12 protein-coding genes, 1 pseudogene and 1 riboswitch are annotated in these 13,245 nt (G+C 72.1%); of the genes and pseudogenes, 2 read left to right on the forward strand and 11 right to left on the reverse strand.

Translation table 11 applies throughout. The features are described 5' to 3' along the window. Nucleotides 1–218: 218 nt before the first annotated feature. From P1P70_RS29070 to P1P70_RS29110, 9 genes are all read right to left on the reverse strand, one after another. The gene (locus tag P1P70_RS29070; RefSeq protein WP_319242895.1) at nucleotides 219–1,307 is read right to left on the reverse strand and encodes a hemolysin family protein; all 1,089 of its coding nucleotides are present in this window, start codon (nucleotides 1,305–1,307) and stop codon (nucleotides 219–221) included. After that, a complete protein-coding gene (locus P1P70_RS29075; protein ID WP_319242897.1) occupies nucleotides 1,304–2,755 on the reverse strand; it encodes a hemolysin family protein in 1,452 nt (483 codons plus the stop codon). The genes P1P70_RS29070 and P1P70_RS29075 overlap by 4 nt, the downstream gene beginning before the upstream one ends. 265 nt (nucleotides 2,756–3,020) lie before the next feature. Then, nucleotides 3,021–3,485 (reverse strand): PH domain-containing protein, encoded by a 465-nt coding sequence (locus tag P1P70_RS29080; RefSeq protein ID WP_319242899.1) that lies wholly within the window; start codon nucleotides 3,483–3,485, stop codon nucleotides 3,021–3,023. A gap of 20 nt (nucleotides 3,486–3,505) precedes the next feature. After that, complete coding sequence (gene hisG / locus P1P70_RS29085; protein WP_319242901.1) at nucleotides 3,506–4,399, reverse strand: ATP phosphoribosyltransferase; 894 nt, start codon at nucleotides 4,397–4,399, stop codon at nucleotides 3,506–3,508. Between the two features lie 47 nt (nucleotides 4,400–4,446). Beyond that, nucleotides 4,447–4,719: a phosphoribosyl-ATP diphosphatase gene (locus P1P70_RS29090; protein ID WP_003988914.1), complete on the reverse strand. Its 273-nt coding sequence runs from the start codon at nucleotides 4,717–4,719 to the stop codon at nucleotides 4,447–4,449. Nucleotides 4,720–4,753: 34 nt separating this feature from the next. After that, nucleotides 4,754–5,239, reverse strand: a complete 486-nt coding sequence (gene ribH, locus P1P70_RS29095) for a 6,7-dimethyl-8-ribityllumazine synthase (protein ID WP_045557284.1) — start codon at nucleotides 5,237–5,239, stop codon at nucleotides 4,754–4,756. Between the two features lie 66 nt (nucleotides 5,240–5,305). Next, entirely contained in the window at nucleotides 5,306–6,595 is a 1,290-nt protein-coding gene (locus P1P70_RS29100; RefSeq protein WP_319242904.1) for a bifunctional 3,4-dihydroxy-2-butanone-4-phosphate synthase/GTP cyclohydrolase II, read from the reverse strand. Then, complete coding sequence (locus tag P1P70_RS29105; protein ID WP_319242906.1) at nucleotides 6,592–7,224, reverse strand: nicotinamide mononucleotide transporter family protein; 633 nt, start codon at nucleotides 7,222–7,224, stop codon at nucleotides 6,592–6,594. Before P1P70_RS29105 ends, P1P70_RS29100 begins: the two co-directional genes overlap by 4 nt. Then, on the reverse strand, nucleotides 7,221–7,841 hold the full coding sequence (locus P1P70_RS29110; RefSeq protein ID WP_319242908.1) for a riboflavin synthase: 621 nt from the start codon (nucleotides 7,839–7,841) through the stop codon (nucleotides 7,221–7,223). The genes P1P70_RS29105 and P1P70_RS29110 overlap by 4 nt, the downstream gene beginning before the upstream one ends. Before the next feature lie 155 nt (nucleotides 7,842–7,996). Further along, a riboswitch (FMN riboswitch) is annotated at nucleotides 7,997–8,127 on the reverse strand. Between the two features lie 398 nt (nucleotides 8,128–8,525). Here P1P70_RS29110 and P1P70_RS29115 point away from each other — a divergent pair. Beyond that, nucleotides 8,526–9,278, forward strand: coding sequence for an SDR family oxidoreductase (locus P1P70_RS29115; protein ID WP_319242910.1), 753 nt, complete (start codon nucleotides 8,526–8,528; stop codon nucleotides 9,276–9,278). Between the two features lie 83 nt (nucleotides 9,279–9,361). On the opposite strand, the gene P1P70_RS29120 is transcribed toward P1P70_RS29115, so the two are convergent. Beyond that, nucleotides 9,362–10,576, reverse strand: coding sequence for an ROK family transcriptional regulator (locus tag P1P70_RS29120; protein WP_319242912.1), 1,215 nt, complete (start codon nucleotides 10,574–10,576; stop codon nucleotides 9,362–9,364). Nucleotides 10,577–10,937: 361 nt separating this feature from the next. On the opposite strand from P1P70_RS29120, the gene P1P70_RS29125 reads away from it, so the two are divergent. Next, nucleotides 10,938–12,149 (forward strand): MFS transporter, encoded by a 1,212-nt coding sequence (locus tag P1P70_RS29125; RefSeq protein WP_319242914.1) that lies wholly within the window; start codon nucleotides 10,938–10,940, stop codon nucleotides 12,147–12,149. 16 nt (nucleotides 12,150–12,165) lie between these two features. Here P1P70_RS29125 and P1P70_RS29130 read toward each other — a convergent pair. Continuing rightward, nucleotides 12,166–13,137, reverse strand: a pseudogene (locus P1P70_RS29130) (glycoside hydrolase family 6 protein); the annotation flags it as partial. Between the last annotated feature and the right edge of the window lie 108 nt (nucleotides 13,138–13,245).

Consider the following 13,245-nt stretch of genomic DNA (forward strand, 5'->3'; position numbering starts at 1 on the left):
TACCCGTCCCTCCCCCACTCTCGGCTTCGCTCGAGCGGGAGGTGCCCCCACCCAGGGGCTGCGCGCCGCCTTCGACCCCCGCTCAAAGACTCGGGGCTCCGCCCCGGACCCCGTTCGCGCAGTTCCCCGCGCCCCTGATTGGGGCGCGGGGAACTGCGCGAGAAGCCCCACCGGACCCGCGCATGGGGGTCGAAGGGGCGCAGCCCCTCAGGGCGGAGTCAGGTTGCGAGGGCCTCCTTCGGGGTTTCGCTGCCCCTTGGTTCCGTCACGCGGACCGGCTGGATGTCTCGGTGGGCCGGGTCGCGGACCTCGCCCACCAGGAGTTCCAGGACGTCCTCCAGCGCGGCGAGACCGAGCACCTTGCCGGACGCGTCCGCCACCTGGGCCAGATGCGTGGCGGCCCGCCGCATGACCGTCAGCGCGTCGTCCAGCGGCAGCTCCGCGCGGAGGGTGGTCATGGGCCGCCAGATCTGCTGGGGGACGGCACGGTCGGAGTCCTCCAGGTCGAGGACGTCCTTGACGTGGAGGTAGCGGCCCATGAAGGCACCGTTCTCCGCGACCACCGGGAAACGGGAGTAGCCCGTGCGGGCGGTCAGCGCCACGACCTGCGCGGGCGTCACCGACGGGACCACCGTCACCAGGGTGTCCCGCTTGAGCAGGACGTCCGTCACCGGGCGGGAGCCCAGCTCCAGCGCGTCCTCCAGGCGCTCCTGCTCCTCGGGGTCGAGCAGCCCGGCCAGGCCCGAGTCCTCGACCAACCGGCCCAGCTGGACGCTGGTGAAGACGGCCTCGACCTCGTCCTTCGGCTCGACGTGGAAGAGCCTGAGGACCACGCGGGCGCAGGCACCGAGCCCGACCGTGACCGGCCTGCACAACCGGGCGAAGGCCACCAGCGCCGGGCTCAGCCACAGCGCCGTCTTCTCCGGCGCCGCCATCGCCAGGTTCTTCGGCAGCATCTCGCCGATGACGAGGTGGAGGAAGACGACCACGGCCAGCGCGATGACGTAGCCCAGGGGATGGATCATGCCGTGCGGCAGGTGGATCGCCTCGAAGACCGGCTCCAGCAGCTTGGCCACCGTCGGCTCGGCCACCGCGCCCAGCGTCAGTGAGCAGACGGTGATGCCGAACTGCGCCGCCGCCATCATCTGGGGCAGGTTCTCCAGGCCGTAGAGGACCTGGCGGGCCCGGGTGGTCCCCAGTGGTTCGATCTGGCTGCGGCGGACGGAGACCAGGGCGAACTCGGCGCCGACGAAGAAGCCGTTGGCGAGCACGAGGAGCAGGGCGAACAGGAGTTGGAGCACGCTCATCGGGTGGCCTCCACGGCCGAGGCGGCGTCTGTGACGGGGGTGGTGCCCGTGACGCGGGCCGCTTCCGTGACGGGGATGGTTTGTGTGACGGGGATGGTTTTCGTGGCGCGGGCCGCCTCCCTGCCGGGGCCGGTTTCCGTGGTGGGTGTGGTCCGGACGAGGCGTACGCGTTCCGCGCGGTAGTGCCCGACCTGGCGCACCGCGAGCCTCCAGCCGGGCAGCTCGGCGCGGTCGCCGGGGGCCGGGATACGGCCGAGCAGGTCGGCGACGAGCCCGGCGACCGTCTCGTACGGGCCCTCCGGGACGTCGAGCCCTATGCGCTGCAGTACGTCGACCCGGCAGCTGCCGTCGGCGTCCCAGGCGAGGCGGCCGTCCTCGGGCGGGGCGGCGGCGAGTTCGGGCCGCTCGTGCCCGTCGTGCTCGTCGCGTACCTCGCCGACCAGTTCCTCGACGATGTCCTCCAGGGTCACCACTCCGGCCGTCCCGCCGTACTCGTCGACGACGACGGCGATGGGCTGCTCGCTGCGCAGCCGGGCCAGCAGCGGCTGCACGGGCAGCGACTCGGGGACGAGGAGCGGGGTCCTGGCGATCCGGCCGACCGGGGTGTGCAGTCGGTCGTGGGCCGGGATCGCGAGGGCGTCCTTGAGGTGGACCATGCCGACGATCTCGTCGATCCGCTCCCGGTAGACGGGGAAGCGGGAGAGGCCGGTGGCGCGGGTCAGGTTGACCACGTCCTCGGCGGTGGCCGAGGACTGCAGGGCGCTGACCTTGACGCGCGGTGTCATCACGTTCTCCGCGGTCAGCTCGCCCAGGGAGAGCGTGCGGACGAAGAGGTCGGCCGTGTCCTGTTCCAGGGCGCCCGCCTGGGCCGAGTGTCGGGCGAGGGAGACCAGTTCGCCGGGGGTGCGGGCGGAGGCCAGCTCGTCGGTGGGCTCGACGCCGAAGGCGCGCACCAGGCGGTTGGCGACCGCGTTGAGGGCGGCGATGACCGGGCGGAAGAGGCGGGAGAAGACGTGCTGGGGGCCCGCGACGAAGCGGGCGACCTGCATGGGCTTCGACACCGCCCAGTTCTTGGGGACCAGTTCGCCGATCACCATCTGCACGGCGGAGGCCAGCAGCATGCCGACGACCACGGACACCCCGGACACGGCGCCTTCGGGTATGCCGATGGCGGTGAAGGGGCCGTGGAGTATCTCCGCGAGAGCCGGTTCGGCGAGCATGCCGACGACCAGGGAGGTGATGGTGATGCCGAGTTGGGTGCCGGAGAGCTGGAAGGACAGTTCCTTGAGCGCGCCCACCACCTTGTGGGCCCGCCGGTCACCCTCGGCGGCGGCCTTCTCGGCCTCCGGTCGCTCGACCGTGACGAGGCCGAACTCGGCGGCCACGAAGAAGCCGTTGGCGAGGATCAGCAGGAACGCGGCTCCGAGGAGGAGCAGGGGGATGATCATGCCGCCGCCTCGATGGGCCGGGAGGGGGCGGCGCAGGTACTACAGGACGATCCGTCCATCGCTGGAGGGAGTCACTCCTCGACTAGCAGGGAGCCCCTGCCTTCCGGGGTGGAACGACAGAGGCGGAGGCGCAACGAAAACGCCTCCGCCAACAGATTAATCAAGACAGGGGCCGGTGCGGCAGGGGCGACGGCCCCGAGTCGACCTTGATCTTGCTCGGGGTCGTCCCTGACGCGTGTCCGGGGCGTCCCGGCCACGGGTCGGGTCAGCCCTGGCGCTGCTCGGGCTCGGTGACCGACCGGGCCTCGACCAGCGCCCGCAGGGTCCGGGCGTCCTCGATGGCGCGCTGCCTGGCGATGCCCGGCTGGATGCCGAGCGCGGGCAGGCTGGTGCCGTCGGTGAGGTCGAGGAAGACCCAGGGGTCGCCGACCCGCAGGTTCACCTGCACGATCTCGGCCCAGCCCAGCTGCCGCCGCGCTGTGATGTTGACCACGGTCACCCCGGACTCGTGGGCGACCACCTTGGGCCGGGAGAGCATGCACAGCACCCCGGCGAGCATGGCCGCCGTGAAGACGAAGCTGAGGCGTTCCCCGGGGCCGAGCGTGGGCAGCAGCAGCGCGACGACCGTGATGACCACGAAGATCGCACCCGCGGCGGTCAGCAGCACGGCCCGGGTGCGGCCCGGCCGAAAAGTGACGGGCAGGGCGGGGAGGGGGGACTGGTCCGGCATGGCGTACGACTCCCCGGCCGTCAGAGGCGGCAGGCGTGGATGGCGGTGGTCAGGATGGCCCGGGCGCCGATGTCGTAGAGGTCGTCCATGATCCGCTGGGCCTCCTTGGCCGGGACCATCGCCCGGACGGCGACCCAGCCCTCGTTGTGCAGCGGCGAGACCGTCGGGGACTCCAGGCCCGGGGTGAGCGCGACGGCCTTCTCCAGCTGCTCGACCCGGCAGTCGTAGTCCATCATCACGTACGTCCGGGCGACCAGAACGCCCTGGAGGCGGCGCAGGAACTGCTGCACCTTGGCCTCGTTCTCCGCGGACTCCGAGGACTCGGTGGACTCCGCGGACTCCGCGGACGTGTCGGCGCCGACGCGGCGGATGACGACGGCCTCGGACTTCATGATCGGCTCGCCGAAGACCTCCAGGCCGGCGTTGCGCAGGGAGGTGCCGGTCTCGACGACGTCGGCGATGACCTCGGCGACGCCCAGTTCGATGGCGGTCTCGACGGCTCCGTCCAGGTGGACCACGGAGGCGTCGATGCCGTTGTCCGCGAGGTGGCCCGCGACGATGCCCTCGTAGGAGGTGGCGACCGTCTTGCCCTTGAGGTCCGCGACGCCGTTCGCCGTGCCCGGCTTGGAGGCGAAGCGGAAGGTGGAGCGGGCGAAGCCGAGCGGGAGGATCTCCTCGGCGTTGGCGCCGGAGTCGATGAGCAGGTCCCGGCCGGTGATGCCGATGTCGAGGCGGCCGGAGGAGACGTAGATCGCGATGTCGCGGGGGCGGAGGTAGAAGAACTCCACCTCGTTGACCGGGTCGACGATCCGCAGTTCCTTGGACTCCCGGCGCTGCTGGTAGCCCGCCTCATGCAGCATCTCCCCCGCAGGGCCGGACAGGGAACCCTTGTTGGGGACGGCGATGCGCAGCATGTGGCGAGCTTCCTTTGCGTGAGAGGTGAGGTGCGGGACGGGCTGGCTTACAGGTGGGCGTAGACGTCGTCCAGGGAGATGCCGCGGGCGACCATCATCACCTGGACGTGGTAGAGCAGCTGCGAGATCTCCTCGGCGGCGGCTTCCTTGCCCTCGTACTCGGCGGCCATCCAGACCTCGGCGGCCTCTTCGACGACCTTCTTGCCGATGGCATGGACGCCCTTCTCGACCAGTTCTGCGGTGCGGGAAGTGGCGGGGTCGCCCTGGGCGGCCTTGTGCTGGAGCTCGGTGAAGAGCTCCTCGAACGTCTTCTTGGACATGGTGAGGCTCAGCCTACGCGCAACCGCCCGTACCTCAGCGCCAGGGTTCAGATACTGAGCGGAGGGTGGCCGCGGTCGCCACCGCCGCCGTCACCGCCTCGTGGCCCTTGTCCTCGTTCGAGCCCTCGATACCCGCGCGGTCCAGGGCCTGCTCCTCGGTGTCGCAGGTCAGTACGCCCATGCCGACGGGGACGCCGGTGTCGACGGAGACCTGGGTGAGGCCCTGGGTGACGCCCTGGCACACGTACTCGAAGTGGGGGGTGCCGCCGCGGATGACGACGCCGAGGGCGACGATCGCGTCGTAGCCGCGGCCGGCCAGGACCTTGGCGACGACGGGGAGTTCCCAGCTGCCGGGCACCCGCAGCAGGGTCGGCTCGGTGATGCCCAGGTCGCGCAGGGCGCGCAGGGCGCCCTCGACGAGGCCGTCCATCACCTTCTCGTGCCACTGGGCCGCGATGACCGCGACGCGCAGGTCGCCGCAGTTGCGTACGGACAGTTCGGGTGCGCCCTTGCCGCTCACGTTGCTCCTTGGTTCTGGATCCCGTACGAGGTCGCGTACGGGCCGGTCGTGCTGTCGATTGCCGGGTTACTGATTACCGCAGGTGGACGTGGTGGTCGTGTCCAGCCAGGGCAGGTCGTGGCCCATCCGGTCGCGCTTCGTGCGCAGGTAGCGGAGGTTGTGCTCGCCCGCGCGGACGGGCATCGGCTCGCGGTCGGTGACGTCGAGTCCGTGCCGGACGAGGGCGTCGGTCTTCTCGGGGTTGTTGGTCATCAGGCGCAGAGTGCGTACGCCCAGGTCCCGCAGGATCTGCGCCCCGGCGCCGTAGTCCCGGGCGTCGGCGGGCAGGCCCAGCTCCAGGTTGGCGTCGAGGGTGTCGCGGCCGAGCTCCTGGAGTTCGTACGCGCGCAGCTTGGAGAGCAGTCCGATGCCGCGCCCCTCGTGGCCGCGCAGGTAGACGACGACGCCCCGGCCCTCGCTGGCGATGCGCTGGAGGGAGGTCTCCAGCTGAGGGCCGCAGTCGCAGCGCAGCGAGTGGAAGATGTCGCCGGTGAGGCATTCGGAGTGGACCCGGACGAGGACGTCCTCGCCGTCGCCGATCTCGCCGTGGACGAGGGCGACGTGTTCGACGCCGTCGACGGTGGAGCGGTAGCCGTAGGCCGTGAAGTCGCCGAAGGCGGTGGGGAGTTGGGTCTTGGCCTCGCGCCGGACGGTGGGCTCGGAGCTGCGGCGGTAGGCGATCAGGTCCTCGATGGAGATGATCGTCAGGCCGTGCTTGCGGGCGAACGGGATGAGTTCGGGCAGGCGCAGCATGCGGCCGTCCTCGCCGGCGATCTCGACGATCGCGCCGGCCGGGCGCAGGCCCGCGAGGCGGGCGAGGTCGACGGCGGCCTCGGTGTGGCCGTCGCGCACGAGCACCCCTCCGGAGCGGGCGCGCAGCGGGAAGATGTGGCCGGGGCGGACGAAGTCGCCGGGCTCGGCGGTTCCGCTCGCCAGGAGCTGGAGGGTGGTGGCGCGGTCGGAGGCGGAGATGCCGGTGGTGACGCCGTGCTGGGGGCCCGCGTCGACGGTGACGGTGAAGGCGGTGCGCATGGACTCGGTGTTCTGCTGCACCATCTGCGGCAGTTCGAGCCGGTCCAGCTCGTCCGCCTCCATGGGGGCGCAGATCATGCCCCGGCACTCGCTCATCATGAAGGCGATGATCTCGGGGGTGGCCTTCTCGGCGGCGATGACGAGGTCGCCCTCGTTCTCACGGTTCTCGTCGTCGACGACCACGACGGGACGGCCCGCCGCGATGTCGGCGATGGCCTGCTCGACGGGGTCGAGCCCGAAGTCCTCGATGTCGTCGGTGCTGTACAGGATCGGCGCCGTGCTCATGCGGGGGCTCCTTCCAGAGCGGGCTTGCGCGAGCGCAGCCACCAGTCGCGCATGCCCCACAGGACGAGCGCGCCGTAGATGATGTAGACGAAACCGGAGAAGGCGTAGCCGTTGGCGAAGTTGAGCGGGACGCCCACGAGGTCGACCAGCAGCCAGGCGAACCAGAACTCGACCATGCCGCGTGCCTGGGCGTACATGGCGACGATGGTGCCGGTGAAGATGTACGCGTCCGGCCAGGGGTCCCAGGACAGGGTGGGGAACGCGGTGAAGAGACCGCCGACGGCGAGGGTGCCGAGCACGGCGCCGGCGATCAGGTAGCCGCGCTCGCGCCAGGTGGCGAAGCGCGGAGTGATGGCGCCGTCCGCGGACTGCCCCTTCGTACGGTTCCACTGCCACCAGCCGTACGCGGCGACGGCCATGACGATGACCTGCTTGCCGGCGCTGCCGGTGAGGTGGCCGACGAAGGCGCCGAAGAGGACCAGGCCGGAGAGGAACTGGACGGGCCAGTTCCAGAGGGAGCGGATCGCGCCGAGGGCGAGGGCGATCAGCCCGAGGATGTTGCCCACCATGTCCGACCAGAGGATCTGCTGGCCGAAGGCGGTGAAGGCGACGGTGTTCAGGGAGTTCACCGTCCCGCTCCCGGCGTGTTCGCCCCGCCCTGGTGGCCCAGCAGGCGCTCGACGTACTTGGCGATGACGTCGACCTCCAGGTTCACCGGGTCGCCGGGCTGCTTGCGGCCGAGCGTGGTCAGGTCGAGCGTGGTCGGGATGAGGCTCACCGTGAAGTAGTCGGGGCCCGCGTCGACGACGGTGAGGCTGATGCCGTCGACGGTGATGGAGCCCTTCTCGACGACGTACCGGGTGAGGTCCGCCGGGAGCGAGATCTTGACGATCTCCCAGTTCTCGGACGGCTTGCGCTCGATGACCTGGCCGGTGCCGTCGACGTGGCCCTGCACGATGTGCCCGCCGAGGCGCTCGCCGACGGCCATCGGGCGTTCGAGGTTGACGCGGGAGCCGACGCCGAGGGCGCCGAGGCTGGAGCGTTCGAGGGTCTCCGCCATGACGTCGGCGGTGAACCAGTCGTCCTCGTGCTCCACGACCGTGAGACAGACGCCGTTGACGGCGATGGAGTCGCCGTGCTTCGCGCCCTCGGTGACGACGGCGCCGCGCAGACGGAAGCGGGAGGAGTCGCCGAGATTCTCGACGGCGGTGACCTCACCCAGCTCTTCGACGATTCCGGTGAACACTTCCCGGGTCCTCCTGCCTCGTGGGGCACGGACTCCGGGGCTGTCGAAGACGACAGACAGAGCGGACAGCGGCACAGGAGACGACGCCGCGTAGAAGACCCACCCCTGTCGAGGTAGGCCAAAAACAGACGGCGGCGCGCACGCATGCCCGCCCGCCGCGCACTGCCTCCCATCCGGACTTTAACCGTCGGTCCAGGAATTTCACCTGGTCAACCGGCCGCTGGAAGCGACCGGGTCGCGGACTGTAACCGCCGGTTCGGACTTTCACCGACCCCGGAGTGCGCTGCTTCTGGTACATGGCCAGTGTGCCACGCCCGGTCGGCACCCATGCGGGTGAGGACTGTGGGGTGGCTCACAGGCGGCATCCCTGGACTTCTCCGGCGGGCGGCGACGGGTTTCGGCTATCACTGACCAAGGGTCAACTTCCGCGACAGCGGCCCCACTCGAAGGGGGTCGGATTATTGACCGGCTTGGTCTAGTCCTTTTAAAGTCTGCGGTCGCGGTACCCGCCCAGAACGGCCCGGCGGCGGTGACGACGGCCCTTGCCCCGCCGCCGGGTCCCCGCGCCGCTCGCCGCCACGCCTTCGTCAGCGCCGATGTCACACTCCGTGGGTCCCCGTCCGTCGAAGCTGTCGTAGGGCGTTCCCAGCCGCGGGCGCCCGGCACACGAAGGGGATGGACAACATGACCACGATCCTGGTGACCGGTGGCACCGGAGCGCTCGGCCGCCCCCTCACCGAGCGGCTGCGCGCGGAGGGGCACGAGGTGCGGGTGCTCAGCCGTCACGCGCAGCCGTACGCCGTCGATCTCGTCGCCGGTGGCAGCGGGCTGGACGCGGCCGTGGCGGGGGTGGACACGATCGTGCACTGCGCGACGTCGCCGCGCGGGGGCGACGAGAAGGCGGCGGAACACCTGATCGACGCGGCGCGGCGGGCCGGGGTATGCCATCTGGTCTACATCTCGATCGTCGGTGTGGACCGGGTGCCGCTCGGCTACTACCGGTCCAAGCTGGCCGTCGAGCGCCTGGTCGAGGGGTCCGGGCTGGGCTGGACGATCCTGCGCGCGACACAGTTCCACGACCTTCTCGTGCTGTTCTTCGAGGGGCTCTCCAAGCCGCCGGTCATGATGCTTCCGGCCGACATGAGCGACCAGCCCGTCGCCGTCGCCGAGGTCGCGGACCGCCTGGCGGAGCTGGCTGCGGGCAGCCCCGCCGGCCGCGTCGACGACATGGGCGGCCCCGAGATCCTCACCTTCCCCCAACTGGCCCGCGCCTACCTGACGGCCACCGGCCGCCGTCGGCCGCTCCTCAACGTCCCCCTGTTCGGCAAGGCCTACCGGGGCTTCCGAGGCGGCGGCCACCTCGCACCGGAGCGGGCCGTGGGGAAGGGGACGTTCGCGGAGTACCTGGAGCGGCGGTTCGGGGAGGGGCGGGGGTAGGAACGTCCGGGCCTCCGGGCCTCCGGGCCTCCGGGCCTCCGGGCCTCCGGGCCTCCGGGCCTCCGGGCCTCCGGGCCTCCGGGCTATCGAACGGGCGGTCCGAACAGGTCGTCCTGAGCCGCTTCCCGGGCCATGAGCAGCGCACCGCGCAGGACGGCGCTCCCGCCGAGGCCGCCGGCCCGCACCTCGGTCGGCAACGGTGACATCGCCGCCAGCCGCTGCCCCACCCTGACGGCGAGCTCCTCCCCACCGGCCTGCCCGACCTCGCCCCCGAGCACCACACAGCCGGGGTCGAGCACGGCGACGACCGAGGCCGCGCCGATGGCCAGACGGTCGGCGAGGGCGTCGAGAAAGGCGGTGTGGGGGGCGGTCGGGGACGAGTCCGACGCACCGTTCGTCGCGAGGGCGGCCACCGCCGTTCGCACCAGCGTCGCCGCGTGCGGCTCGTGCGCCCCGGCCTCGGCCGTGAGGCCGTGTGCGGCGGCCAGCGCGACCACGGCCGCGGCGCCGGCGAGAGAGTGGAAGCCGCCCTCGCAGTCGACGGCCGAGGGGACCGTGGCCGTGCCCGGGACCGGGAGGAAGCCGATCTCTCCGGTGCCGCCGGAGGCACCGCGCCGGAGGTGGCCGTCGAGGACCACGGCGGCGCCGGTGCCGAGGCCCAGCCAGAGGAGGACGAAGGTGTCGCGGTCGCGGGCGGCTCCGTCGCGCTGCTCGGCGAGCGCGGCGAGGTTGGTCTCGTTCTCGACGAGGACGCGGGCGGGCAGCCGTTCACCGAGGGCGGCGACCAGGCGGCGGTGCCATGCGGGCAGGCCGCTGGAGTCACGGAGTTCGCCGGTGGCCGGGTCGATCAGGCCGGGGGCGCCGACCGCCACCGTGTGCAGCCGGTCGGCCCCCGCTTCCTTGGCGGCGCGCTCCACCAGGGCGACCGCCTGCTCCACCGCGGGCCCCGTACCGGTGTCGTCCGCGATCGGGACGGACGCCCGCGTCAGCTCCGTACCGATCAGGTCGGCCACGACGACCGAGACCCCCTCCGTGCGGACGTCGAGGGCGGCGAGGTGCGCGCGGTCGGCGACGATGCCGTGGACCCGGGCGTTGGGCCCGCGCCGCTGCTCCCCGGACTCCCCCACGACCTCGATCAGCCCGGCGGCCGTGAGCCGCTCCACGAGGTCGGCGACGGTGGGCCGGGACAGACCGGTGAGCTGCTTCAACTGCCCTGCCGTCAGCGGCCCTTCCTGCTGCAGCAGCCGCAGGGCGAGCCGGTCGTTGATGGCTCGGGCGGTGCTGGGTGATGCGGGCATGCCGGGATCCTCCCAGATAGGCGGTGCACAGGGACCGTTGGCCCTGGAGCACCCGCTCCCCACCCCGCCCCCTATCTATCAGGCAGGGTTCCTGATAGTTTACGTCAGCGCTAGGGAGCCCGGATGGGTCGAGAGCATCGGGGAACCGGAGAGGCGGGCGAACCGCCGTCAGACGGCGGCGGGGGGCGCCGTCCCACTACGGCGGAGCTGCAGCGCGCCGCCGTCCGCACGACGGGCGAGGGCGAGGGCGGTGCCCCCGTGGCGAACCGAGAGACAAGGCGCGGTGCCCCCGGCGAACCGGGAGTCGAGGGCGTGGTGCCCTCGCGGCGCACCGAGGATTGAGGATTCGGGGAGGCGGAGAATGAGTGCGGTGATCTACGAGCAGCGCGAGGTGAGGCGGGCACGGTACGCCGTGGCGGCCGTGTTCGCGGTGCACGGCGGCGTCACCGGCTCGTTCGCGACCCGTGTGCCGTGGATCCAGGACCATGCGGGGGTCAGCGCCGGCCAACTGGGTCTCGCACTCGCCTTCCCGGCGATCGGCGCCTCGCTGGCCATGCCGCTCGCGGGCCGGATCAGCCACCGGTTCGGCGCCCGTACGGCGCTGCGCGGACTGCTCTCGCTGTGGACGCTCGCCCTGGTCCTGCCCGCCCTCTCGCCGAACCTCTGGACACTCTGCCTCGCCCTGCTCGTGTACGGCGCGTCGGCGGGCATGGCGGACGTCGCCATGAACGCGCTCGGCGTCGACGTCGAGAACCGCCTCGGGAAGTCGATCATGTCGGGCCTGCACGGGATGTGGAGCGCGGGCGCCCTGGTCGGCTCGGCGGCCGGCACCCTCGCCGCGCACCTCGGGTCCGACGCCCGGCTGCACCACGCGCTCGCGGCGGCCGCGCTCACCACCCTCGGGCTGATCGCGTGCCGGTGGGTACTGGATCTGCGGCCCACCGAGGACGAGGAGCCGCCGCCCCGGTTCGCGCTGCCGCCGAAGTCGGCGCTGCTGATCGGCGCGGTCGGGTTCTGCGCGGTGTTCGCGGAGGGGGCGGCCCTGGACTGGTCGGCGGTCTACCTGCGGGACCAGCTGGAGACCTCGGCCGGGCTCGCGGCGGCCTGCACCACCGGGTTCATGCTGACCATGGCGGTGGCCCGGCTGGCGGGCGACGCGGTGGTCAACCGCTTCGGCTCGGTCCGTACCGTCCGGGCCAGCGGCGTGCTGGCCGCCCTCGGCGGAGTCCTCATCGTCGTCGCGAACGCGCCCGCGGTCGCGATGGCCGGGTTCGCCCTGATGGGCCTCGGCATCGCGGTCGTCGTACCGCTCTGCTTCGCCGCCGCCGGCCGCAGCGGGCCGAACCCCAGTCTGGCCATCGCGGGGGTCGCGACCATCACGTACACCTCCGGGCTCGTCGCGCCGAGCGCGATCGGCGGTCTGGCCCAACTGACCAGCCTGGTCGTGTCGTTCGGTCTGGTGACCGTGCTGGCCTGCGGCCTGGTCGTCTTCGCGGGCGTGCTGCGCACCAGCGACCGCGAGCGCCCCCGGGTGTCCTTGCCGAGCGTGCGGCTTCCCGACGCGAAGCGCTGATCAGGCGCTCCCCCCCTCACCCCCGCGCCAACTCGTACGCGTACCCCGGTGAGAACGTCCCCGCCCGCCCCCGGCAGCCGTCGGACTCGCCCGGGAGTTTCACCCACAGGTAGGCGTGGACGCGGGGCTCGCCGGTGGCGAGGGTGGGTGGGCGGCCGAGGCCGCGACCGGCGGGGTCGCACCACGCGCCGTCGGCCGGGGCTCCGTTGCCGTTGCGGCTGGTGTCGATGACGGCACCGAGGCCGGCCGGTGCGCCGAGGGCGTCGAGGACCCGGCGGGTGTAGGCGACCTCCGCTTCCGTGCGGTTGAAGTTCGACACGTTGCTGAAGACACCGTCGGAGCCGTCGGGAGCCGCGGCGCCCGCCCGTCGCAGGAGCGCGGCCTGCTTGCCCGGTGGGTTCCACTCCGAGTGCCCGGCGTCGTGGTACACGCGGGCGCTCGGGTTGGCCGCCTTGACGACCCGGCCCGCGCGGGCGAGCGAGGCGAAACGGTCGGCGCGGCCGCCGGCGGAGAGACAGTCCGACTGGGCGATCGCGTCCGGCTCCAGGATCACGATGACGTCGTCCGAGCCGAGCCCGGCGGCGAACGCGTCGATCCACGCGTCGTACGCGTCCAGGCTCGGCGCCCCGCCCTGCGAGGCACCGCCGCAGTCCCGGTCGGGGATCGCGTACGCCACGAGGACCGGCACCTGGTCGCGCGCCGCGCCCCCGGAGGCGACCTCCGCGACCTGGGAGGTGAGGGTGGCGGGGTCGGGGTCGGTGAACCAGACGGCGGCGGGGCGGTCGGCGATGCCCGTCTCGATGGCGGTGCCGCGCGGGTCGTCGGGGTGGTCACGGACCCAGTCGAGGACCTGGGAGTCGGGATGGCGGTAGAGCTCGCCGGGGCCGGTCCCGGGTGCCGCCCGCCGTTCGGTCCGCTCCGCCGAGGGCCGCACTCCGGCCTCCGCCGAGGGGCCCCGCGCGTGCCAGCTCGACGAGGGCGAGGCGGGTCGTGGCCTGTCCCTATTACAAATCTGATGCTGCCGACGAAAGGCATGTGTTAGATCTCTGCGGCCGCCGTATCGTTAAAGAAAAAACCAGAAAAGAAAAAACCGAGG

The sequence above is a fragment of the Streptomyces sp. MB09-02B genome (genome assembly GCF_033794485.1).
In the GTDB taxonomy this organism is placed as follows: domain Bacteria; phylum Actinomycetota; class Actinomycetes; order Streptomycetales; family Streptomycetaceae; genus Streptomyces.

Bases quoted from the DNA above. Each gene is read 5' to 3' on its own strand.
- hisG (WP_319242901.1), bottom strand. From the start codon at position 4,399: ATGCTGCGCATCGCCGTCCCCAACAAGGGTTCCCTGTCCGGCCCTGCG.
- P1P70_RS29070 (WP_319242895.1), bottom strand. From the start codon at position 1,307: ATGAGCGTGCTCCAACTCCTGTTCGCCCTGCTCCTCGTGCTCGCCAAC.
- P1P70_RS29075 (WP_319242897.1), bottom strand. From the start codon at position 2,755: ATGATCATCCCCCTGCTCCTCCTCGGAGCCGCGTTCCTGCTGATCCTC.
- P1P70_RS29120 (WP_319242912.1), bottom strand. From the start codon at position 10,576: ATGCCCGCATCACCCAGCACCGCCCGAGCCATCAACGACCGGCTCGCC.
- P1P70_RS29100 (WP_319242904.1), bottom strand. From the start codon at position 6,595: ATGAGCACGGCGCCGATCCTGTACAGCACCGACGACATCGAGGACTTC.
- P1P70_RS29125 (WP_319242914.1), top strand. From the start codon at position 10,938: ATGAGTGCGGTGATCTACGAGCAGCGCGAGGTGAGGCGGGCACGGTAC.
- P1P70_RS29080 (WP_319242899.1), bottom strand. From the start codon at position 3,485: ATGCCGGACCAGTCCCCCCTCCCCGCCCTGCCCGTCACTTTTCGGCCG.
- P1P70_RS29090 (WP_003988914.1), bottom strand. From the start codon at position 4,719: ATGTCCAAGAAGACGTTCGAGGAGCTCTTCACCGAGCTCCAGCACAAG.
- P1P70_RS29115 (WP_319242910.1), top strand. From the start codon at position 8,526: ATGACCACGATCCTGGTGACCGGTGGCACCGGAGCGCTCGGCCGCCCC.